This window comes from Pseudomonas sp. 58(2021) (genome assembly GCF_017491585.1).
Lineage (GTDB): Bacteria > Pseudomonadota > Gammaproteobacteria > Pseudomonadales > Pseudomonadaceae > Aquipseudomonas > Aquipseudomonas fluorescens_BT.
Map to the genome: position 1 here is coordinate 27,567 of NZ_JAFGYZ010000009.1, position 23,056 is coordinate 50,622.

General features: G+C 61.8%; 18 protein-coding genes and 1 riboswitch. Of the genes, 10 read left to right on the plus strand and 8 right to left on the minus strand.

Features of this window, described 5'->3' with window-relative positions:
- Positions 1-6: 6 nt before the first annotated feature.
- The 3 genes from J5M72_RS12305 to J5M72_RS12315 are packed head-to-tail and all read left to right on the plus strand — an operon-like array spanning position 7 to position 3,502.
- Positions 7-1,452 carry a PIG-L family deacetylase gene (locus J5M72_RS12305; RefSeq protein ID WP_207865577.1) on the plus strand — a complete coding sequence of 482 codons (1,446 nt, stop codon included), beginning with the start codon at positions 7-9 and terminating at the stop codon, positions 1,450-1,452.
- Positions 1,449-2,603 (plus strand): glycosyltransferase, encoded by a 1,155-nt coding sequence (locus tag J5M72_RS12310; RefSeq protein ID WP_169428566.1) that lies wholly within the window; start codon positions 1,449-1,451, stop codon positions 2,601-2,603. Before J5M72_RS12305 ends, J5M72_RS12310 begins: the two co-directional genes overlap by 4 nt.
- A gap of 14 nt (positions 2,604-2,617) precedes the next feature.
- Positions 2,618-3,502 (plus strand): glycosyltransferase, encoded by an 885-nt coding sequence (locus tag J5M72_RS12315; protein ID WP_169432586.1) that lies wholly within the window; start codon positions 2,618-2,620, stop codon positions 3,500-3,502.
- 18 nt (positions 3,503-3,520) lie between these two features.
- Here the strand turns inward: J5M72_RS12315 and J5M72_RS12320 are convergent, their stop codons facing one another.
- Positions 3,521-4,738, minus strand: a complete 1,218-nt coding sequence (locus tag J5M72_RS12320) for an acyltransferase (protein WP_207865579.1) — start codon at positions 4,736-4,738, stop codon at positions 3,521-3,523.
- On the minus strand, positions 4,738-6,603 hold the full coding sequence (locus J5M72_RS12325; protein ID WP_207865580.1) for a bifunctional O-antigen ligase/aminoglycoside phosphotransferase family protein: 1,866 nt from the start codon (positions 6,601-6,603) through the stop codon (positions 4,738-4,740). The genes J5M72_RS12320 and J5M72_RS12325 overlap by 1 nt, the downstream gene beginning before the upstream one ends.
- 154 nt (positions 6,604-6,757) lie before the next feature.
- Here J5M72_RS12325 and msbA point away from each other — a divergent pair, with 154 nt between their 5' ends.
- The 3 genes from msbA (at position 6,758) to hldE (ending at position 11,011) form a co-directional block, all read left to right on the plus strand.
- Complete coding sequence (msbA, locus tag J5M72_RS12330) at positions 6,758-8,560, plus strand: lipid A export permease/ATP-binding protein MsbA (protein WP_207865581.1); 1,803 nt, start codon at positions 6,758-6,760, stop codon at positions 8,558-8,560.
- Positions 8,561-8,723: 163 nt separating this feature from the next.
- The gene (locus J5M72_RS12335; protein ID WP_169428570.1) at positions 8,724-9,428 is read left to right on the plus strand and encodes a sulfotransferase family 2 domain-containing protein; all 705 of its coding nucleotides are present in this window, start codon (positions 8,724-8,726) and stop codon (positions 9,426-9,428) included.
- 158 nt (positions 9,429-9,586) lie between these two features.
- On the plus strand, positions 9,587-11,011 hold the full coding sequence (gene hldE, locus J5M72_RS12340; RefSeq protein WP_169428571.1) for a bifunctional D-glycero-beta-D-manno-heptose-7-phosphate kinase/D-glycero-beta-D-manno-heptose 1-phosphate adenylyltransferase HldE: 1,425 nt from the start codon (positions 9,587-9,589) through the stop codon (positions 11,009-11,011).
- 66 nt (positions 11,012-11,077) lie between these two features.
- Here the strand turns inward: hldE and J5M72_RS12345 are convergent, their stop codons facing one another.
- The 4 genes from J5M72_RS12345 to J5M72_RS12360 all read right to left on the minus strand — a co-directional run bounded on the left by J5M72_RS12345 (position 11,078) and on the right by J5M72_RS12360 (position 14,599).
- On the minus strand, positions 11,078-12,046 hold the full coding sequence (locus tag J5M72_RS12345; protein ID WP_114881185.1) for a metal ABC transporter ATPase: 969 nt from the start codon (positions 12,044-12,046) through the stop codon (positions 11,078-11,080).
- Positions 12,047-12,077: 31 nt separating this feature from the next.
- Positions 12,078-12,890: an aldo/keto reductase gene (locus tag J5M72_RS12350; protein ID WP_207865582.1), complete on the minus strand. Its 813-nt coding sequence runs from the start codon at positions 12,888-12,890 to the stop codon at positions 12,078-12,080.
- A complete protein-coding gene (locus J5M72_RS12355; RefSeq protein WP_207865583.1) occupies positions 12,887-14,062 on the minus strand; it encodes an FAD-dependent oxidoreductase in 1,176 nt (391 codons plus the stop codon). The genes J5M72_RS12350 and J5M72_RS12355 overlap by 4 nt, the downstream gene beginning before the upstream one ends.
- A gap of 204 nt (positions 14,063-14,266) precedes the next feature.
- Positions 14,267-14,599 carry an SMR family transporter gene (locus tag J5M72_RS12360; RefSeq protein WP_085732637.1) on the minus strand — a complete coding sequence of 111 codons (333 nt, stop codon included), beginning with the start codon at positions 14,597-14,599 and terminating at the stop codon, positions 14,267-14,269.
- 103 nt (positions 14,600-14,702) lie between these two features.
- On the opposite strand from J5M72_RS12360, the gene J5M72_RS12365 reads away from it, so the two are divergent.
- Positions 14,703-15,605: a LysR family transcriptional regulator gene (locus J5M72_RS12365; RefSeq protein WP_207865584.1), complete on the plus strand. Its 903-nt coding sequence runs from the start codon at positions 14,703-14,705 to the stop codon at positions 15,603-15,605.
- Between the two features lie 11 nt (positions 15,606-15,616).
- Positions 15,617-16,897: a lipid IV(A) 3-deoxy-D-manno-octulosonic acid transferase gene (gene waaA, locus J5M72_RS12370; RefSeq protein ID WP_207865585.1), complete on the plus strand. Its 1,281-nt coding sequence runs from the start codon at positions 15,617-15,619 to the stop codon at positions 16,895-16,897.
- Between the two features lie 31 nt (positions 16,898-16,928).
- Here waaA and J5M72_RS12375 read toward each other — a convergent pair whose 3' ends face one another.
- Complete coding sequence (locus tag J5M72_RS12375) at positions 16,929-18,362, minus strand: TolC family outer membrane protein (RefSeq protein WP_207865586.1); 1,434 nt, start codon at positions 18,360-18,362, stop codon at positions 16,929-16,931.
- Positions 18,363-18,568: 206 nt separating this feature from the next.
- Positions 18,569-18,674, plus strand: a riboswitch (TPP riboswitch).
- Positions 18,675-18,821: 147 nt separating this feature from the next.
- On the opposite strand from J5M72_RS12375, the gene thiC reads away from it, so the two are divergent.
- Together thiC and cytX are read left to right on the plus strand one after the other, a co-directional pair.
- On the plus strand, positions 18,822-20,711 hold the full coding sequence (gene thiC / locus J5M72_RS12380; protein ID WP_085711132.1) for a phosphomethylpyrimidine synthase ThiC: 1,890 nt from the start codon (positions 18,822-18,824) through the stop codon (positions 20,709-20,711).
- Positions 20,712-20,860: 149 nt separating this feature from the next.
- On the plus strand, positions 20,861-22,153 hold the full coding sequence (gene cytX, locus J5M72_RS12385) for a putative hydroxymethylpyrimidine transporter CytX (protein ID WP_207865587.1): 1,293 nt from the start codon (positions 20,861-20,863) through the stop codon (positions 22,151-22,153).
- Here the strand turns inward: cytX and J5M72_RS12390 are convergent.
- On the minus strand, positions 22,122-22,868 hold the full coding sequence (locus tag J5M72_RS12390; RefSeq protein ID WP_207865588.1) for an RsiV family protein: 747 nt from the start codon (positions 22,866-22,868) through the stop codon (positions 22,122-22,124). The genes cytX and J5M72_RS12390 overlap by 32 nt on opposite strands.
- Positions 22,869-23,056: the final 188 nt, after the last annotated feature.

The window sequence follows — 23,056 nt, forward strand, 5'->3', positions numbered from 1 at the left end:
CAGCCCATGAGCCGCAAACAGCAACTGCTCAAGCGTCACCGGCGCAATAAACGCATCGGCTTGTTGATCGCATTGATCGTGTTGATCGCCCTCGGCGTGCTGGTGGCCTGGTGGTTGCCGCTGGTGCTGGCGGTGATTGGCTGGATCGTTCACGAGGCGTGGTTCGCCGATCACTTGTTCTATTCGCCGAAAGACGATTACCAGTACAGCTTTCCACCATTCACACCGCAGCCAAAAGTGCATTTGCACGGTGAGCAATTGCGCCTCGATGAGGGCGTGATGCTGCCGGATGACGCAACGCTGATTCTCGCCGTGCGGGTGAAAAGTAGCTGGCTGGGGCGTTTCTTCGATCCACGGGTCGAGCTGGCGGGTGGATCGAATCCGGATGCCCAGACTTTCGAACGTGGCGTCAACGGCCTGCGTTTTCTGAACCTCAGCGGTCAGGCGCAGACCCTGTCTCAGGGCTTGCTGCGTCTGCGCGGGCGTTTTTGCCGGGTGTCCGGTGAGCCGGTGCTGTGGGCGCTGGAGCCGCCGGATTACCGGCGTCAGCGGGTGATGGTGATTGCGCCGCACGCCGACGATGCCGAGCTGGCCGCTTACGGTTTGTACAGTCAGGCCGACGAGGCCTGGATTGTCACCCTGACCGCCGGCGAGATAGAAGCCGAACACTATCGGCAGATGGGCCTGAACAAGGTCGAGGCGTCGCGGCTCAAGGGTCGCTTGCGGGCCTGGGACAGCCTCGCCGTGCCGCGCTGGGCCGGCGTGCCGCAGGAACATTGCGTGCAGCTCGGTTACTTCTGTCTGCAACTGGCGGCGATGCAGGCTGCGCCGAATCAACCGGTGGGCTCGCGGGAAGCCGATCTGAACGACACGCGGATTTTTCGTCAGTTGAATCCGTTTGCCCTGCCCGGCGATGCCGACGGCGCGCCGACCTGGAACAACCTGCTGGCCGACCTGCGTGACATTCTGTCCCGTGCGCGGCCGGATGTGATCGTGTTGCCACACCCGACACTCGATCCACATCCCGACCATATCTGCGCCCAGGAAGCCGTGATGGAAGCCTTGCACGGCCTGGACTGGCAGCCGACCCTGCTCGGTTACGCCAACCACTTGCACGACAACGATCGCTGGCCGATGGGCGACAGCGGGCAGGGCATTGCGTTGCCGCCGACGTTCGATGCAACGCTCGCAATGCAGCCGCTGTGTCTGCCACTGCCGATCGAGTTGCAGCGGGACAAGGCCATGGCACTGGGCATGATGCATGACCTGCAGCCGCCGGCGCCGTTCAAGCGTCGTCTGCGCCGACTGGTTCAGCGAGTGCTGGCCGGTCGAGTGCCTTCGGTCTACGGCGAAAACGAATTTTTCCGCAAAGCGGTCAGGCGCCAGGAGCTGTTCTGGCTGCTGAAGCAGAGTGAAACAGGCGCGACGGGATCGCACCGGGGAGAGTCATGAGTCAACGCGCAAAGGTGCTGCAGCTGCAGCCCGACTACAACGTCAAATCCCATGATTTCGCCGACCTCGCCGAACAGATCGTCAAGGCCTTGCCGACGGATCGTTACGAGGTGACCGCTGCGTTTCTGCGCGGTAAACCCGGTCCCGGCGAAGCCGTCAGCCGGGCCGACCGTTCGGTGTATTTCGAGTTTTCCGACAAGTCCCTCAAAGGCATGCGCCTGCGGGCGATGTGGCAGCTGTACAAATTCTGCCGGCGGGAAAAGTTCGACGTGGTGATCTGCAACCGCTTCAAACCGGTGAACATGATGCTGACGCTCAATCGCTGGTTGAAGGTGCCGTTGTGCATCGGTATTTCCCACGGTTTCGGCGAGTACGACCGCTTCTATCGCCGTCGTCAGACTCAGCGCCTGATCGACCGGCACTGGCGTTTCGTCGGCGTGTCGCCGGCGGTCAAGCAATACCTGCTGGATTGCGATTGCGGTTTCACTGACCGGAATACCTACGCCATCACCAACGCCATCGACATCGAACAGGCTGAAGGCCTGCAGCACAGTCGCGAGCGTGCACGGGAGTTGCTGGGCATCGATCCGAAGGTGCGCCTGATCGGCGCTCTGGGACGGCTGGTATCGGTCAAGGGCCATACCTACCTGTTGCAGGCGTTCGCCCAACTGAAAGACAAATACCCGAACACCCAACTGGCAATTATCGGTGCCGGACGCCTGCAAGCACCGCTGGCCGCCGAGATCGAGCAACTCGGCCTGAGCGGTCGCGCCCACCTGCTGGGGTTCAAGGAAAACGCTCTGCAATACGTGCGTGCGTTCGATATCTGGACCATGCCATCGCTGGCCGAAGGTCTGGGCCTGGCCTTGCTGGAAGGCATGAGCGGGCATCTGCCGGTGATCGCCTCGAACGTGCCGGCCATGCTGCCGCTGATCGAAGGTGCCGGTGGCCTGTCGATCACGCCCAGGGACGTGCCGAGCCTGGTCGCGGCGCTGGATGCCTACCTCGGGCTGTCGGATGACGAGCTCAAGGCCAAGGGTGAGCAGGCTTATCGCTATTTGCAGGAACAGCACGATATCGAGGTCTTCCGCCAGGAATACCTGAACCTGATCGACTCCGGCCTGGAACAGGCCCGCAAGGAACAGCCATGAGTGAGGTCACCGCCCTGAGTGATGCACAACCCATCGTCACCGTGATCATCGCGTCGTATAACCACGGCCCGTACATCGAGGAAAGCATCCTCAGCGTCATCAACCAGAGCTACAAAAACATCGAGCTGCTGGTGGTCGACGACGGCTCGAAGGATGACAGCGTCGAGCGCATCAATGCCTTGCAGGCAAAGCACGGTTTTGACTTCCGTGTGCAGCAGAACCAGGGCCTGACCAATACGCTCAATGGTGCCATTGCGCGGGCCAGGGGCAGCCTGATCGTCCCGTTCGGCTCCGACGACATCATGTACCCGGACCGCATCGCCACCCAGGTCGCCTACATGGACGGTAAGCCTGAGGTCGGCATCTGCGCCGGCAACATCGAGTTGATGGATGCCGATGGCAACCTTTACCCGGAAAAGCGCCAGCGCCGGGATGTGCCGTTCCGTCGTCTGGACTTCGATGACATGTTTCTGGAGCGCAAGCCTTATCCGCCGGCGCCGACCCTGATGATCCGTCGTGAAGCACTGGACAAGGTGGGTGGATTCGATCCGACGATTCGCCTCGAAGACCTGTACATCGAGCTGAAGGTGACACGCGCCGGGTATTTCATCGATGGTCTGAACGTGGTGATGGCGCGCTACCGCAAGCACGCCACCAACTCCTACAAGAACCATCGCTTCATGATCGAAAACATCCTGCGCACCTATGCGCTGTTCAGCGATCATCCGCTGTACGACGAGGTGCGTTACAAGTCGCTCAATTCGATGTTCCTGAAAACCGCCAACCGCGACCGCAAACTGGCGCGGGAGCTGCTGGCGCAGATTCCGTTCAAGGCGTGGAACAAGAAAACCTGGCGCGGTCTGGGCCGGTTGCTGTTTTCACCACTGGAAAAGGACTGAGGCCGCGGCCGCCCGTGATCAGCGGGCGGCTTTTTCTGCGATGCGCTTGTTGCCCTGCTGGCGCTGGCGAAGCCACTGCACGACCTTCCTGCCTGCGCTCATTCCCGGCTGTTCGATGTACAGGAATGTCGCGCTGCTGATCAGGATCAGCAGGCAGGTGCACGCTGCCAGCAATGGCAGGTAGACCCAGGCCTCCCGGCCATCGAGGTGCAGTGCCGGCGGCAGGCGCTGGACCATCAGCCACAGCACGAAACCATGCAGCAGATAGGTGCTGTAACTGATCTCTCCCAGCCAACGGATGCTGCGTGGCTTGAGGGCACCGAACAGAGTGTTGCCAGAAGCCACGATCACGAAGAACAGCGACAGCAGAAACAGTGGCTGGGTCTTGAAGGCCCTGTTGAAGGCGGTGAAGGCAATCGCCAGCGCAACGAGGGCGACGACTCCGGCCAGAGGGGTCTTGCTCCAGGCTACCAGTTGCGGTCGACGTACCCAGTACGCAGCAGCGATTCCGCCGAGGAAACTGGCCAGGAAGTGCTTCTTGAGCGAGTGCTCCCAGCCGACCACTTGATACAGCACATAAATACCGAGCAGACACAGCACCACCTGGCGCCAGTTGCTTCGGAAGATGAACACCATGCCAGCCAGTGGCAGCGCCAGGTAGAAGAACACTTCGTAGGCCAGCGTCCAGGTGACGTTGGAGATGAGCATGCCGGTGTGCGGGTACAAGTTGACGTCCGGCCGGTCAAAGGTCAGCCAGGCCAGGGTCTGCTTGAGCAGCTCTACAGTGGATACTTTCAGTTCCCAGCCCTGTAGCTGGAACACCGTGATGAACACGATCAGCATCAGCGGCAGGTACAGCGGATACAGGCGAAAGACCCGAGAGACGCCGAAAGCCGTCCAGTCGAACTCGCGACCCTGGGCCAGCAGGCGGCCCCAGAACAGGAATCCGGTGATCATGAAGAACAGCGCGACGCTGCCCTGGCCAAGCATCGAATAGAACGCGCTCGGTGGAAAATCGATCACGCCCGTGCGCAGAAAGATCCAGGTGATGATCGAGTGATGCACAAACACGCCAAACGCCAGGTAACCGCGCAACCCATCGATGCTGGCGTAACGGCTCTCACCGGAATGCTGCAAATGGCGGGCTATTTTCGGAACCGCGCGCAACAACAGCGCGGCGGTTGCGATGGCCAGCAGATAGGCGGCCGGTGCAATAAGAAGATTGGTTGCGGTCATCATTGAACCCGGGCCGCAGTGGTGGTGGCCAGCACTTGCCTGTGCAGGTTGTCTACGGCGGATTTCGGCGCCGTCACAGCGTACCCCTGAAGCAGCGCGTCGAGGTGATCCTCGAACAGCCAGCGCTTGTCGACGCTGTAGCGTTGCATGTGTCGCAGATTGCGCTGGCGCAACGAAAGAGTCAGTGGCGAAGGGTAGATCCGCAGGTCTGCCAGATCGATCAACCCGAACTCGCCGTCCTCCAGCACCAGCACATTGCCCAGATGCAGCGAGCGGAAATAGACGCCTTGCTCATGCAGCCGGGCCATGAATTTGCCGAAACGTTCGACCAGGGCCTGTCGTACCGCAGGCGCGGTGATGCCTTGCAGCACCTGGCGCAAGGTATGGCCTGGCAGTGGCGCGTAGTGCACTGCACTGCTGCCATCGTCGAGGCGATACAGGTTCAGTACCTGCGGGGTGGGGATGCCCATCCGGCGCAATTGTTCGCTATTGATGGCGAAGCGTTCGGAGTAAGGGTTGAAGTTGCCGGAGGTGTACCAGCGACGGCGGCGGAACAGCTTGAGGAAGCTGCCATCGGTCAGGCGCAGGACCTTGGGGCCGAGGCCGTCCTCTTCAATCACCTGGGCATTGGCGCCCAGCTGTTGCAGGCCGGTGGCCGACAGTTTCTGCACGGGAACGGTCAACAGGCGGCGGGCTCGCTGATTGATGCTCAAGGCGGCGATCAGTGCCAGGGGAATCCACAGCAGGAACCAGTGCTCCTTGGGCCGCGAGATGATACCGCCGCCCTCTGTCAGCCCGGCGCCGATACCGAACACCAGCCAGGTGGAGGCAATGATCAGCAGCGGCTGAACGCGCTGGCGCCAGCTGCTCAGCAGTCCCCAGGCCTGGAAAAACAGCCACGGCAACAGGCCCAGAATACCGACGTAATAAAGGACCCCCAGGGCAAAACTGTGGGGTTCCTGGAAGTTGTAGCCAACACCGGGGTCGATCGCCAGGCCGGCGTTATAGCCATGACCGATCCACGGGTGTTCGGCAATCTTTTGCAGGGCAATCTGCCAGATTTCGAAACGGTAGGAGTCGCCGCGTTCGGTGATCATCTTCGAAAACAGGGCGATCACGGTGATGCCAATGGCCGACAGTGCGCTCAAAAGCACCACCGAGCGTCGGTTCCAACAAATGAAGGCCAGCCAGAATGCGGCCAGGGTCAAGGCGACCAGCGGTGTTCTGGACCCGGTCGCGATTACCGCTGCGAACATGATCAGCATGGCCGGCAGGCTGAGCCAGAGCAGGCGGCCATGCTTGCAGGACATGCTGATACTGAGCCAATAGGCACAGAAGAATCCGAACAGGTGGGAGCTGAGCAGCGGGTTATCGAAGGCGCCACCCCCGATCAGGCGTGCGCCCGGCTCGTAATGACGGATGAACGGGATGAGGAAACAGAGGGTGGCGATCAGCGCGACCAAGGCTGCGACGAACAGCATCGGCGCCAGAATGTCACTGCGGTAGCGCACGAGCAGGTAGCAGCCGACGAACAGCATCAGGGTGTGCAAGGGAGGCTTGAGCATGCCGCCGAACGATTCGCCATCCGGCGGTCCCCAGGCGAGACTGAGCAATGCCCAGGCGACGAACACCAGCAGCGCGACAATCATCGGCTCGCGCAGCAGTTCCCGGCACTCCCGCGGACGCAGGCACAGGGCGATCAGCGCCGGAATGCTGAACAGGCCATAAAACAGTTTGTGATGCAGGCTGCGGCCAGGCAGGAAGAACAGCGCACACAGGAGCAGGAAGTAGCCGACGGGAAGTATCCACAGGCTGATGAAATCGAATATTCGACTGGACGTACTGCTGAAGCCGCGAAGTTGCATGCTGTGAGATTCAATCCTGAAGTTGATCGGCCATTACGTTGATGGCTATTTGATGCTGAAAAAGACGCATAACAATAACAGCCTTTGCCCGATTGCCAGAACCCTGAAGAAGCTGTGCTAAAGTCAGCGTCCTTTTTATCGACTTTCGCGTGATATGACCGACTCCAGTCCCGCCGCAAGCCCTTCGAGCTTGAAAATCTACTTCCGCCTGCTCGGCTACGTCCGGCCGTATATCAGTCTGTTTCTGATCAGCATCGTCGGTTTTCTGATTTTCGCATCGACCCAGCCGATGCTCGGTTACATTCTCAAGTATTTCGTCGACGGTCTGTCCAATCCCGAGGCAGTACTGTTTCCCACCGTGCCTTACCTGCGCGACCTGCAACTGCTGCAGGCCGTACCGCTGCTGATCATACTCATTGCGGCCTGGCAGGGCCTGGGCTCCTATCTGGGCAACTATTTCCTGGCCAAGGTTTCCCTGGGCCTGGTGCATGATCTTCGGGTGCAGTTGTTCAACAACCTGCTGGTGCTGCCGAACCGTTATTTCGACAAGCATAACTCCGGTCACCTGATTTCACGCATCACCTTCAACGTCACCATGGTCACGGGGGCGGCAACAGATGCGATCAAGGTCGTAATCCGTGAGGGTATGACGGTGATCTTCCTGTTCGCTTCCCTGCTGTTCATGAACTGGAAGCTGACGCTGGTGATGGTTGCGATCCTGCCGCTCATCGCCGTGATGGTGCGTACCGCCAGCAAGAAATTCCGCAAGCAGAGCAAAAAGATCCAGTTGGCCATGGGCGACGTGACCCATGTTGCCTCGGAAACCATCCAGGGCTATCGCGTGGTGCGCAGCTTCGGTGGCGAAGCCTACGAAGAAAAACGCTTTCTCGATGCCAGTCAGAGCAACACTGACAAGCAACTGCGCATGACCCGCACCGGCGCGATCTACACGCCGATGCTGCAACTGGTGATCTACACCGCGATGGCGGTGCTGATGTTCCTGGTGCTGTTTCTTCGCGGTGATGCCTCGGCAGGTGACATGGTGGCCTACATCACCCTCGCGGGCCTGCTGCCCAAGCCGATCCGTCAGTTGTCCGAAGTCAGCTCGACCATCCAGAAAGGCGTGGCCGGTGCCGAAAGCATTTTCGAGCAACTGGACGTCGAGCCGGAGGTCGATACCGGTACGGTCGAGCGTGATGTGGTCACCGGTCGACTCGAAGTACGCAACCTGAGCTTCACCTACCCGGGCACCGAGCGTCAGGTACTCGACAACATCACCTTCTCGGTCGAGCCGGGGCAGATGGTGGCGCTGGTGGGACGGTCCGGCAGCGGCAAGTCGACCCTCGCCAACCTGATCCCGCGTTTCTATCACCACGACAAGGGCGAGATCCTGATCGACGGTGTGGAGATCGAGCAGTACAAACTGCTGAATCTGCGTCGTCACATCGCCCAGGTGACCCAGCACGTCACGCTGTTCAGCGACACGGTGGCCAACAATATTGCCTACGGCGATCTGGCCGGCGCGCCACGTGAAGACATCGAGAAGGCCGCGCGTGATGCCTATGCCATGGACTTCATCGCGCAACTGCCGGAAGGCCTGGACACCCAGGTCGGCGAGAACGGCGTGCTGCTTTCCGGCGGTCAGCGCCAGCGCCTGGCGATTGCCCGTGCCTTGCTCAAGAACGCGCCAGTGTTGATTCTCGACGAGGCCACCTCGGCCCTCGATACCGAATCCGAGCGACACATCCAGGCTGCGCTGGATCAGGTGATGAAGGGCCGCACCACGCTGGTGATCGCCCACCGTCTCTCGACCATCGAGAAGGCCGACCTGATTCTGGTCATGGATCAGGGGCGTATCGTCGAGCGTGGCACTCACGGCGAGCTGCTGGCCCAGAACGGCTACTACGCGCGCCTCAATGCCATGGGCCTCGATGCCCCGGCCGAAGACATCGCCTGAGCCCGCCTTGCAAATGCCGGGCGCGCAATGCGCCCGGCGGTTTGTATCCGGAACTTTACCGTTCTTGACCAAACCTGCATAAAACCCGACACCGCGCTTGTTAAGGTTCCTGAACGAACTTTGACTTCCATCGAGGGGCCATCCCCGTCGCGCGGGTATCTTCATGTTGCAACGCTATCTGTGGAAGCTGCTGCCCAAGCCGCAGCGGGCTTTTCTGCTCGGGCGTCTGTCGGTGGTCGATAGACAGGCGGTGAACAAGTCAATGTCGGCCAACCTGCGCTTTCCCGAAGCCTTCGAACAGCGTTCCTGCCTGTTCATTCATGTGCCCAAATGCGCCGGCAGCAGCGTGTGTACCGCGATGTTCGATGGTTGGCGGCCCGGCCATCTGCCGTTGTACTGGTATGAAGAGCAGTTTCCCGCGCAGTTCGCCGCTGCATACAAATTCGCTTTCGTCCGCGATCCGCTGGAACGTGCCTATTCGGCATACGCTTTTCTGCGGGGCAACGAGCTGAGCGGACGCGATCACGCCGCGCAGCAACTGGTCAGGCATTACCGCGACTTCGATGACTTCGTTGCGCGCTGGCTGCATGCGGAAAACATCGCGCGACAATTGCACTTCGCTGCGCAAACCGACTTTCTCACCGACTCACTGGGCCGTCTGGCGCTGGACTTCATCGGTTATCAGGAACATCTGGAGCGGGATTTTCACCTGGTGTGCGAGCACCTGGGCCTGACCAGTCGATTGCAATACGTCAATTGTTCCCGGGAGCGGCGTCCACTGCCGGCCCGGGAATTCTGCTCCTTGCGTACCCGACGCCTGGTGCGGCGGGTCTATGCACGTGACTACGAGATGCTCGGTTATGAATGAGGTACCCCCGGGTCTGTGCCTGCCATCAATGGGCAGCGTTTCTGTACAAAAAATAAGCAAAAAAACCCGTCGTTTCATCCTGTTGCAGCCGCCGCACAAGCCTTCGCCAACCCTGTGTTAATATCGCGCCCCTGTTCATTTTGTATGTGGGTTGCTCCATGAAGTTGTCCATGCCGCGATTCGATCAAGCCCCTGTCTTGGTGGTCGGCGATGTCATGCTCGACCGTTACTGGCATGGTGGTACCTCACGGATCTCCCCTGAGGCGCCGGTACCGGTTGTAAAGGTCGAGCAAATCGAAGACCGCCCGGGCGGTGCCGCCAACGTTGCCTTGAACATTGCCGCGCTGGGTGCGCCGGCGTCGCTGGTCGGTGTGACCGGTGACGACGAAGCCGCCGACAGCCTGAGCAACAGCCTCAAGGGCGCGGGCGTGCGAGCCTTGTTCCAGCGCATCGCGCACCAGCCGACCATCGTCAAGCTGCGGGTCATGAGCCGGCACCAGCAACTGCTGCGTATCGACTTCGAAGAACCGTTCGCCACTGATGCCCTGGCCCTTGCTTCCCAGGTCGACGACCTGCTGGAAGGCATCAAGGTGCTGGTGTTGTCCGACTACGGCAAAGGCGCCCTGAAAAACCATCAGGCACTGATTCAGGCTGCGCGTGCCAAAGGCATTCCGGTGCTGGCCGACCCGAAGGGCAAGGATTTCTCGATCTACCGTGGCGCGAGCCTGATCACCCCGAACCTCAGTGAGTTCGAAGCCATCGTCGGCGGTTGCGCCGATGAGCACGAACTGGTGAGCAAGGGCGCGAAACTGATGCACGACCTCGAGCTCGGCGCGTTGCTGGTGACTCGCGGCGAACACGGCATGACCCTGCTGCGCCCGGATCATCCGGCGCTGCACCTGCCGGCCCGGGCTCGTGAAGTGTTTGATGTGACTGGTGCCGGCGACACCGTGATTTCCACCCTGGCGGCCGCGATTGCCGCAGGCGAAGAGCTGCCCCACGCGGTGGCGCTGGCCAACCTGGCGGCGGGCATTGTGGTCGGCAAACTCGGTACGGCGGCGATCAGCGCCCCGGAACTGCGTCGCGCGATTCAGCGCGAGGAAGGTTCGGAACGCGGTGTGTTGGGTCTGGAGCAGCTGATTCTGGCGGTGGCCGATGCCCGGGCGCACAACGAGCGGATCGTGTTCACCAACGGCTGCTTCGACATCCTCCACGCCGGGCACGTGACCTACCTCGAGCAGGCACGGGCCCAGGGTGATCGTCTGATCGTCGCGATCAACGACGATGCCTCGGTCAGTCGCTTGAAAGGCCCGGGCCGGCCGATCAACAGCGTTGACCGGCGCATGGCGGTTCTCGCCGGTCTCGGTGCGGTGGACTGGGTGATCAGCTTCGCCGAAGGTACCCCGGAAAACCTGCTGCGCGAGGTCAAACCGGACGTGCTGGTGAAGGGCGGCGACTATGGCATCGACCAGGTTGTCGGCGCCGACATCGTCAAGGCCTACGGCGGCACCGTGAAGGTGCTGGGGCTGGTGGAAAACAGCTCGACCACGGCGATTGTGGAAAAAATCCGCAAATCCGAGTGATGCAAACATAAAGACCGCGCCTGCGACGACTCTCTGGAGTCGCTCGCAGGCGCGGTCTTTTGCCGTTCAGGAGTTCACTTTCTTGCGCGGCACGATCTTCTTCAGCAGCTGTTTCGCCTTGCCGCGCAACCGCGCCAGCCCCGTGTCCTTGGGCGGCGGCGTCAAACCCTGCTGACGCAGCCAGTCTTTCCAGCGAATCCGCTCATCGCGCACCAGCCAGCCGTCCTGTCTGGCGAAGCTTTCCGCCAGATACAGACCTCGGGTGCCGGCCGGGGACAACTGACCTTTCTTCAGCGTATACAGCTCGGGGAGCGGTTCGCCGTCCTGTAGTGGCATCAAGTACAGATCGGGGCGCTTGCGGTCGAGCCGGGCGACGAGTTGATCGCCCTCAAGTCGTTCGTCGACATGGAACAGGCTCAGGTTCTTGGCTTCCTTGGGCACGTCCAGTCGCAGGTCGTAGATCAATTGCAGAGACGCGGTCGGCAAGTGCACGTAGGCCCGTGGCCGTTCGAGCAATTGCAGATTGGCGCAACGTACCGGCCGCGCCGAACCGGACAGCGGCGTCAGGCGAAAGGGCAGGGCCTCGCGATAATGCAGCGCCGATGCGTACGGCGCCGGCAGCCAGGTGTCGTTGAAGCGCCCGCCGAGCCAGCCTTCCGGAGTTTCCAGCAGGCATTCTTCGGCGATCTCCTGGATCGCCGTGTGCAATGGGATATTCAATTCGTGCGCCGGCACGTAGCCGGAAATCAGTTTGAGGACGACGTCACCACGATCCTGCCGCCGCTGGCGCACCAGCACCCAGTAATCGCGATTCTGCCAGTGCAGGGTCAGGCGCACCGAGACGCCGAGATTGGCCAGTTCCAGCGCAAAGCGTTCGGCGTCGGCCACGCTGACCGGTTTGCGCCGCTGCAGGGTCTGGGCGAAATTCAGCGGCATGCCGACGCTCTGATACGTCAGGCCTTCGGGCGTCGCTTCGACGAACAGCGGCAGTGTCTTGAAGTTGCTCGGGTTCTTTCTGATGAGCGTGCGCGGCATGTCGGCTCCTGCTTAAGGCCGCGGGGCGGCGTCAGTGACCACGAAGGACCTGGGCAACGGTCGCAACGTTATGGGCGAGGTGCAGCGGATTGATTGTTCCGACAATGGCGCTGGCTACGCCAGGCCCGGCGAACAGCAACTCGAAGCTGGCGCGCACCGGGTCCACGCCGGGGCTCAGGCACACATGACCACTGGCCAGCGCCTTCTTCACCAGAATGGCTTTGCCGTGGGCAGCAGCATAGTCAATGACCGCCTTCTCGTTTTGTTCGTTCAGATTGTAGGTGACCATCGCGCAGTCGCCTTGCTCCAGTGCTTTGAGGCCGCCGTCGACGGTCTTGCCGGAGAAACCGAAGCCGCGAATCTTGCCTTCGGCCTTGAGCGCCGCGAGGGTTGCATAGACTTCGCTGTCATTGAGAATCGCCAGGTCGTTGCCATCGGAGTGCACCAGCACCAGGTCGATAAAATCGGTTTCAAGACGTTGCAGGCTGCGCTCCACCGACATTCGCGTGTGAGCGGCGCTGAAGTCGTGGGTTGACTGGCCGTCGACAAATTCTTCGCCGACCTTGCTGACGATCACCCAATCCTGACGCTGGCCGCGCAGCAGCGGGCCGAGACGCTCTTCGCTGCGGCCATAGGCCGGCGCAGTGTCGATCAGGTTGATGCCCAGTTCCCGCGCCTGCTTGAGCAGCATGCGCGCGGCGTCGTCATCGGGGATCTGGAAGCCGTTGGGGTATTTCACGCCCTGGTCGCGACCGAGTTTGACGGTGCCCAGGCCCAACGGTGAAACCAGCAGGCCGGTGCTGCCCAGCGGGCGATGCAAATCGTGCAGGGTCGGCAGGCTCATGGCAGCAGTTGCTCCCAGGCCGGAACGCCCATCGGAGGTTTCGGCAACTCGGGCAGCGGAGCCGGGTGGTTCGGCTGGATGCCGTCACGCTCCAGGGACGCGATCACCCGGTCGGCAAAGTCCGGCGCCAGGGCCAGTTTGGTAGGCCAGCCGACCAGCAGACGACCTTCTTCGGCGAGGAACGCATTGTCCGGGCGGGTCAGTCCGGTTTGCAGCGGTTCGGCGCGGTCGACGCGCAGGGTGGCCCATTGCACGTTGCTCAGGTCGATCCACGGCAACAACTGGCCGATTTCTTTTTGCGCGGTGGCGATCTGTTCGGCGGGCTCACGGGCCACGCCTTCGGATTCGGCAATGTCGCCGCCCATGTACCAGACCCACTGGCCGTCGGCGGCCGGATGTGTGGTCACGGTGATTCGCGGCTTGGTGCCACCGCCCAGGCAGTGCGCATAGAGCGGCTTCAGCCCCGGGCCCTTGGCGAGGATCATGTGCAGCGGCCGGCGTTGCATGGCCGGTTGCGTCAGACCGAGGGTTTCCAGCAGCGCCGCAGTACCGGCACCGGCGCTGAGGACGATGCGCTGGGCGCGGATCTCGCGACCGTCGACATTCAGGCCTACCAATACACCGCTTTGCAGCAATGGCTCGATGTTCTGACCGGCCAGCAGACCGTCACCGGCGAGATCAGCCAGGCGCTGGATCACGCTTGGCACGTCGACCACCAGCTCGGCGAGGCGATAGACCTTGCCCTTGAAACGCTTGTCCTGCAGCGCTGGCGGCAATTGGTCGCCCTTGACCTGATCGACCCGGCCGCGCACCGCTTTGCTGGCGAAGAAACTGGTGAGGTTGCCCGCGAGGGTGCCCGGCGACCACAGGTAATGGGCTTCGGACAGCAGGCGCACGCCGGTCAGATCCAGTTCACCGTCGCCGGCCAAGGCTTCGCGCCAGCGGCGTGGCATGTCGGCGATGGCTTCCGAGGCACCGGTCAGCGCGCCATGCAGCGCGTACTTGGCGCCGCCGTGGATGATGCCTTGGGACTTCACGCTCTGTCCGCCGCCGAGGCTGGCGCTTTCCACCAGCACGGTCGAAAAACCCTGGCGACGCAGGCGCGCGTTCAGCCAGAGGCCGGCGACACCTGCGCCGACAATCAGCACGTCGGTGGAAATGGGAGATGGCATGCAACGACCTCAGTGTTCAAGACGAGGGCGCAGTATACAGACTCGGGGAAAAGGGGATTTGTCGATGATCAACAGAGGGGAAGGTGTCGGGCAATGTGGGAGCGGGCTTGCTCGCGAAATCGGTCTATCAGTCAACAACAATGTTGCCTGACACACCGTCTTCGCGAGCAAGCCCGCTCCCACAGGGGGTTATGCATAAATCAGTTAATGGCCGGCGGTTTTCGAGAACAGCTGAATCACCACCACGCCGAGCACGATCAGCGCCATGCCAAGCATCGCCGGCACGTCCAGCTTCTGCCCATAAATGAACAGCGCCGCCACGCTGACCATCACGATGCCCATGCCGGCCCATACCGCGTAGGCCACGCCCACCGGCACGCTGCGCACCACCAGGGTCAGCATCCAGAACGCGATGGCGTAGCCGACGATGACCAGCACCAAGGGCAGAGGCGTGCTGATGCCTTTGACGGCTTTCATCGAAACGGTGGCGATCACTTCGGCGCAAATGGCAATGGCCAGATAGACGTAAGCGTTCATGTTCAAAATCCTCGTGTGAAGCGTTGCTTTCTGAGGCGCGATTCTAGTGGCTTCCCAGATGGGGTAAAGTCATTACCTATCTGTTTTGAAGATGGGTTTGTCGATGGACATGCAGTGGAATCTGGATCAGTTGCGCGCGTTCGTGGCGGTCGCTGAACAACGTTCGTTCTCTGCCGTGGCACGTCAGCAGCGCAAGGCGCAGTCGGCGATCAGCAGCGCGATCGCGATGCTGGAGGACGACCTCGGTGTCAGTCTGTTCGAGCGTAGCAGCGGTCGTCAGCCGCTTCTCACCGAGGCCGGGGAGGCGCTTCTGGAAGAGGCGCGGGAAGTGTTGCGTCAATGCGAACGCCTGAACGGCCGGGCCGTGGCGATGATGCGCGGGCAAGAAGCGCAGTTGCGGGTGGCCCAGGACGAGGCGATGCCCTATCAGGCGCTGGTGGAAAGCTTCGCTGCGCTGGCCGAGCAGTTTCCCAGTCTGGAAGTCCAACTGACCAGCGCCGCCCAGGGCGAGGTCTCGCGCAAACTGGTGGAGCGTCGGGCTGATCTCGGGCTACTGTTCTATCACGATGAAATCCCCGAAGCGCTGGAGCGCCGGGTGTTGGGCAGCGTGGAAATGGTCACGGTCTGCGGTGTCAACCATTCCCTGGCATCCCAGGCTTACGTCACCTGTCAGCAACTGGCGCAGCATCGGCAGTTGTTGATGTCGACCCAGACCAGCCTTTATCCCGGCAACGAACCGGCCAGTCCGCAGGTGTGGCGCGCTGACAGTTTCTACGTGATGGCCGAATGGCTGGTGCGCGACCTCGGCTGGGCCTGGCTGCCGCGTCACGTGGTGCAGTACTCGGCCTATCAGGGCCTGATGGTGGAGCTCGACAGCGAATGGACGCCGCCGGCGCTGGTGGTAGAGCTGGTCTGGCGTCGTGACGAACCGCTGGGTCCGGCGGCGCGTTGGCTTGCGGAGCGATTTGCCATACACCTGCGGGCGATCGGCGGCAAAAGCCGATAAACTCCGCCGCCATGAATAGAACTCTCTACACCGCGCTGTTTTACCTGGGGCTGCCATTGGTGGCGATTCGGCTATGGCTGCGTTCGCGCAAGGCGCCGGCGTATGCCAAACGGATTGGCGAACGTTTCTCCTATGGCATGCCGATCCTGCAACCGGGCGGCATCTGGGTTCACGCCGTCTCGGTGGGGGAAAGCATCGCCGCCGCGCCGATGATCCGCGCACTGCTGCAACGTTATCCACAGCTGCCGATCACCGTGACCTGCATGACGCCGACGGGTTCGGAGCGGATTCAAGCGCTGTTCGCCAACGAGCCGCGTATCCAGCATTGCTACCTGCCTTACGATTTGCCCTGCGCGGCGGCGCGTTTTCTGGATCGCGTGCAGCCGAAACTGGCGGTGATCATGGAAACCGAACTGTGGCCCAACCACATTCACCAATGCGCCAAACGCGGGATTCCGGTGGCGCTGGCCAACGGACGCCTGTCCGAGCGCTCCGCCAAGGGCTATGGCCGGTTCAACAAACTGACCGCACCGATGCTGGCGGAGATGAGTCTGTTCGCCGTGCAGACCGAGGTTGAAGCCCAGCGCTTCCGTGATCTTGGTGCGCGCCCGGAGACGGTCGACGTCACCGGTTCGATCAAGTTTGACCTGACCATCGACCCGCAATTGTTGCAACGCGCTGCTGAACTGCGCGGCCAATGGCAGGCGCAGGAGCGTCCGGTGTGGATCGCCGCCAGCACCCATGAAGGCGAAGACGAGGTGGTGCTGGATGCTCATCGCCGTTTGCTGGCCAACCACCCCGATGCGCTGCTGATTCTGGTGCCGCGCCATCCGGAGCGCTTCAACTCGGTGTTCGAGTTATGCCAGCGTGAAGGTTTTGCCACGGTGCGTCGCTCCACCGGCGCGAGCGTCGATGCGCAGACTTCGGTGCTGCTCGGCGACACCATGGGCGAGTTGCTGTTTCTTTACGCCCTGGCCGACAGCGCGTTCGTCGGCGGCAGTCTGGTGGCCAACGGCGGCCACAATCTGCTGGAGCCGGCGGCCCTGGCGAAACCGGTGATCAGCGGCCCGCACCTGTTCAACTTCCTCGACATCGCCGCGCAACTGCGCAGCGCCGGAGCGTTGGTCGAGGTCGATGACGCCGAAGGTCTGGCGACCGAAGTGCAGCGGCTGTTCGAATTGCCGCGCGATGCACAGCGCATGGCGGAAGCCGGGCTGAGCGTGATGCGCCGCAATCAGGGCGCGTTGCAGCGCTTGCTTGATGGCCTGGGAAGGTTGATCGAACGCGCATGAAAAAACGCAGCCTCAGGGCTGCGTTTTTTGTTTAAGGCCGGGCCTTGAGCTGTGCTTCGGCGGCCTTGGCCAGATCCGGCGGGAGGAAATCCTTGTCCGGGTTGTAGTCGGCTTTCAGATAACGCGTCAGATCCTGCAAGTCCCCCGGGTTCAACGTCCCCGCCGCCTGTTTCAGGCGCAGGTTGTCGAGGATGTAGTCGTAGCGGGTGTTGTTGTAGTTGCGCACCGAGGTGTAGAGCTGACGCTGGGCGTCCAGCACGTCGACGATGTTGCGCGTCCCCACCTGATAACCGATTTCCGTGGCTTCCACCGCGCTCTGGTTGGAGATGATCGACTGGCGGCGCGCCTGCACCTGCTCGACGTCGGTGTTCACCGCGCGGTGCAGGTTGCGGGTGTTCTCCACCACCTGCCGACGCAGGCCTTCACGCTGCTGTTCGGTCTGGTCCAACCGTGAGTAGGACTCGCGCACCTGGGAGCTGGTCAATCCGCCACTGTAGATCGGAATGTTCAGTTGCAGGCCCACGGTGCTCTGCTCGACGTTGCCACTGTACGGCGTACCGAAGGCATTCGGGTTGGCGAACCCGAGGGCGTCGTTGTCGCCTTTTTCGTATTTGGCTACGGCGTCGAGGGTCGGCAGGTGGCCGGCCTTGCGTTGTTTGAGGGTCTGTTCGGCGGAGCTGACGGCATAGTTGCTGGCCAGCAGATTGAGGTTCTGTTTCGCGGCGGTGTCGACCCAGGCCTTGGCGTCGTTCGGCGCCGGCGGCAGGATCGGCAGCGTGTGGACGATGCCCTGGATCGAGTTGTACTGGCGGTTGGTCAGGGTGATCAGTGCTTCGAACGCATCATCGACCTGCCGCTGAGCGACGATCCGGTTGGCCCGGGCGGTGTCGTAACTGGCTTGCGATTGCAGCACGTCGGTCTTGTCCGACAGGCCCACGTCGAAGCGCTCATTGGACTGATCGAGCTGGCGCTTGAACGCCGCTTCTTCAGCCTTGGTCGAGGCCAGGTTGTCCTGACTGCGCAGCACGTTGAAGTAGCTTTCGGCGGTTTGCAGGATCAGATTCTGCTCGGTGGCCGAGAGTTGCAGCGCGGCCTGCTCGTTGACGTCCTTGGCGGCCTGGTACTGGAACCAGCGATCGGCGCGGAACAGTGGCTGGGCCAGGGTCGCCTGATAGGAGTGCGCGCTGCGGTTGGCGATGGCCGAGGGCTGGTCGATCGAAGTGCGCACGTTGGCGACTTCAGCGCCACCGGACAGGTTCGGCAGCAACCCGGCGCGGGCCTGCGGCACCACTTCTTTCTGTGCGCCGTACTGGGCGCGGGCGGCGGCCAGATCGGCGTTGTTGTCGACCGCTTCCTGATAGACGCTGACCAGATCGGTCTTGGTCGACAAGGGCGCTTCTGCTGCCCAGACCATTGCGTTGGACGCACAAGACACGGCAACAGCCAGTGAGAGTTTGCGCAGCATGAGGCGATCCCTAGCATGAATATTATGGAAATAATCCGGGCGCCAAAGGTAAGGCGCGGGCCGCATAGCGTCAAGGCGCAGCAGGGCAAGGCGAGTGTAGTTGCGCATTGAGGCCCTCACAATCCTGTCGGCCGCCGCAATTGCGCCATTCATCATGGTGTTTGCCACGGTGTTGGCGTTCTTTGCCGGTTGTGTCTAGACTGGCCGGGTTCTTGTCGGGGTGCCTTGCTATGAGGCTGAGATCGAATAATTTCGGATCCCGTTGAACCTGATCAGGTTAGCGCCTGCGTAGGGAACAAGATTTCTCGTCACCCGGCGAGTCCTCTTGTGCTTCGTCCGGGAAATTGTTCGACAATCGAACGCTCGACGACGATGCACAGCACCCGTTCTGGGTGCGTCCGTGCCTTTCAGGTTCTGCTCCGACAATCCACTGCCTGGATGCTGTCTGGAGAGCCCGTGATGACTACAAAATCCAAAAACGCGATCAACCTGAGTGACTCGGCCAAGGTCGACGAGCAGTCGGTTCAACCGTTCACCCGTTCGCAAAAAGTCTACGTTCAGGGCTCCCGCCCGGACATCCGCGTGCCGATGCGCGAAATCACCCTCGATGTGACCCCGACCGACTTTGGCGGCGAAATCAATGCGCCGGTCACCGTCTACGACACCTCGGGCCCGTACACCGATCCGAACGTGGTGATCGACGTGCGCAAAGGTCTGGGCGACGTGCGTTCGGCGTGGATCGACGACCGTGGCGACACCGAGCGCCTGCCAGGCCTGAGCTCGAATTTCGGTCAGGAGCGCCTGGCCGATCCGGAGCTGACCAAGCTGCGCTTTGCCCACGTCAACAACCCGCGCCGTGCCAAGGCCGGGGCCAACGTCAGCCAGATGCACTACGCCCGTAAAGGCATCATCACCGCCGAGATGGAATACGTCGCCATCCGCGAAAACATGAAGCTGCAGGAGGCCCGGGCTGCCGGCCTGCTGAACCAGCAGCATGCCGGCCACAGTTTCGGCGCGAGCATTCCGAAAGAAATCACCCCTGAGTTCGTCCGCGAAGAAATCGCCCGCGGCCGCGCGATCATTCCGGCCAACATCAACCACGTTGAACTGGAACCGATGATCATCGGCCGTAACTTCCTGGTGAAGATCAACGGCAACATCGGCAACAGCGCGTTGGGTTCGTCCATCGAAGAAGAAGTGGCGAAACTGACCTGGGGCATTCGCTGGGGGTCGGACACGGTGATGGACTTGTCCACCGGCAAGCACATCCACGAAACCCGCGAGTGGATCATCCGCAACTCGCCGGTACCGATCGGCACCGTGCCGATCTATCAGGCACTGGAAAAAGTTAACGGTGTTGCCGAAGACCTGACCTGGGAGCTGTTCCGGGACACGCTGATCGAGCAGGCGGAGCAGGGCGTCGACTACTTCACCATCCACGCCGGCGTGTTGCTGCGCTACGTGCCGCTGACCGCCAAGCGCGTGACCGGCATCGTCTCCCGTGGCGGTTCGATCATGGCCAAGTGGTGCCTGGCGCATCACAAAGAGAACTTCCTCTACACCCACTTCGACGAAATCTGCGAAATCATGAAGGCCTACGACGTCAGCTTCTCGCTGGGCGACGGCCTGCGTCCGGGCTCGATTGCCGACGCCAACGACGAAGCGCAATTCGGCGAACTGGAAACCCTCGGCGAGCTGACCAAGATCGCCTGGAAGCACGACGTGCAGTGCATGATCGAAGGCCCGGGCCACGTGCCGATGCAGTTGATCAAGGAGAACATGGACAAGCAGCTGGAGTGCTGCGACGAGGCGCCGTTCTACACCCTCGGTCCGCTGACCACCGACATCGCGCCGGGCTACGACCACATCACCTCCGGTATCGGTGCGGCGATGATCGGCTGGTTCGGTTGCGCGATGCTCTGCTACGTGACGCCGAAGGAACACCTGGGCCTGCCGAACAAGGATGATGTGAAGACCGGGATCATCACCTACAAGATCGCGGCGCACGCCGCGGACCTGGCCAAGGGGCATCCGGGCGCGCAAATCCGCGACAACGCCTTGAGCAAGGCACGGTTCGAATTCCGTTGGGAGGATCAGTTCAACCTCGGTCTTGACCCGGACACCGCCCGTTCGTATCACGATGAAACCCTGCCGAAGGACTCGGCGAAGGTCGCGCATTTCTGTTCGATGTGCGGGCCGAAATTCTGCTCGATGAAGATCACTCAGGAAGTCCGTGAATACGCGGCCAACCAGCGGATCGACGCGGTCGACGTGGACGTCGCCCAGGGCCTGGCCGAACAGGCCGAGCGGTTCAAGAAGGAAGGCAGTCAGCTGTACAAGAAGGTTTGATCTGACCTGAAAGGGTGGGGCCTGTGCAGGCCCCATCGCCAGCAGGCTGGCTCCCACACAGGATTTGTGATCGCCACAAGTCCCCTGTGGGAGCCAGCCTGCTGGCGATTGATCGACACAACAACAAATGTCCCTCTGAGATAACACCCTTGAGCATTCAACCCGGTACTTATTCCCCCGACCTCGCCGTGCCCGCCGACAAGCGTGTATTCGGCGGTCGCGATCTGTTTTCCCTGTGGTTTTCCCTCGGTATCGGTCTGATGGTCTTGCAGACCGGCGCGCTGCTGGCGCCGGGGCTGGGTCTGTCGGGAGCGCTGCTGGCGATTTTCCTCGGCACCCTGGTCGGCGTCCTGCTGCTGGCCGCCGTTGGCGTGATCGGCAGCGACACCGGTCTGTCGTCGATGGCTGCACTGAAACTCAGCCTGGGCCGACAAGGTGCGAGCCTGCCGGCGCTGCTCAACCTGCTGCAACTGATCGGTTGGGGTTCGTTCGAAATCATCGTCATGCGCGACGCCGCCAGCCTGCTCGGCACCCGTGCGTTCAGCGAAGGTTCGCTGTGGGCCAGTCCGATGTTGTGGACGTTGTGCTTTGGTGCGCTGGCGACCTTGCTCGCCGTCAGCGGGCCTCTGACATTCGTGCGCAAGATCCTGCGCAAATGGGGTATCTGGCTGATTCTGGCCGCCTGCATCTGGCTGACCTGGAACCTGTTCGCCAAGGCTGATCTGGGCGCCTTGTGGGCACAGGCCGGGGATGGTTCGATGCCGTTCGCCGTGGGTTTCGACATCGCCATTGCGATGCCGCTGTCGTGGCTGCCGCTGATCGCCGACTACTCGCGTTTCGGCAAGAAGGCGAAGAACGTATTCGGTGGCACCGCCATCGGTTTCTTCATCGGCAACTTCTGGCTGATGAGCCTGGGCGTCGCCTACACCCTGGCCTTCGCGCCGAGTGGTGAAGTCAATGCGCTGCTGCTGGCGCTGGCCGGTGCCGGCCTGGGGATTCCGCTGTTGCTGATTCTGTTGGACGAGTCGGAAAACGCTTTTGCCGACATTCACTCGGCTGCGGTCTCCAGCGGGATTCTGCTACGTCTGAAGGTCGAGCATCTGGCGCTGGCCATCGGTGTGATTTGCACCTTGATCGCGCTGCTTGCGCCCCTGGCGCAATACCAGAATTTCCTGCTGCTGATCGGCTCGGTATTTGCGCCGCTGTTCGGCGTGGTGCTGGTGGATCACTTCATCCTGCGCAAACGCAGTGGCCAGGTGGCTTCGGCCGCGTTGCGCTGGCCGGCGCTGCTGGCCTGGCTGGGTGGCATCAGCACCTATCATCTGCTGGCCAATCTGTATCCGGATGTCGGCGCAACCCTGCCGGCGCTGGTCCTGGCAGGGTTGCTGCAACTCGTGCTGGGCCGGGCCTTCAGTTACGGCCGGGAAACAGCTCGGGCTTGATGATGCCGTTCAGGCGCGGGTAAGGGATCTTCAGTTCGACGTGGCCCAGTGCATAAGGCGCGAGGGTGCTCACGTCGTACTTGAGGATCACGCCGCCGTAGGTCAGCGCCACATGCGGGGTTTTGACGAACGGCCAGTTCTTCACGAACTCCGCTTCCTGATCGAGCTTGGTGCTGATCAGCCAGCTGTTGTGCGCCACTTGCGCCGCTTTCCAGAACGCTTCTTCCTGACCTGGCACCAGCATGTCCGACAGGCTCAGCACCTTGTGCTGCTGGCGCGAATAGTTGATGAAACCGCGGCCCGGCGTGCCATGGGCGCCGCCGGTGTCCAGGTAGCTCGACACTTCGACAATCACCAGACCGTCATGCTGCTCGCGTACTTTGGCCTGCAAATAGCTGCTGTTGCGCGGCCCGGCAGTGCGCAGGAATTGCTCGCGATAGGCTGCCAGGGTTGGCGCCACCGGTGCGTCGGGGGCGGTGCGGGTGAATTGCAGCAGGCGTTTTTCGATGATGCCGTCCAGCGCAGGCTCCGCCGGGAAGTGCAGGGTGTCAATGTTCACCAGCGGGCAGTCAGGGTTGGAACAACCGGGTTTCAGGGTTTCCGAGGCGTCGCGGGTGGCTTCCAGCGGCGTGCGGTAGTTGGGCTGGAACAGGCTGGCGCAGGCGCCCAGGGTCAGGGCGATGGCGGCCACGGAGGCAATTTTGAAAAGCGACATGGGCGTCCTTTCTGAAGCAGGGGAAGGCAAAAAGTTACCGCTTCGACTCTCAACGAAGCGGTCAGTTCGCCACTAAGCTAATTAGAGTGGGTTTCGCTTCCACCGTCCATCCCGCTGATAGCAAAGGGGCTGCATCAAACGTCACGGGCGCGTTAGGATGGCGCGAAGTCGAGGTCGCCATTAACAAG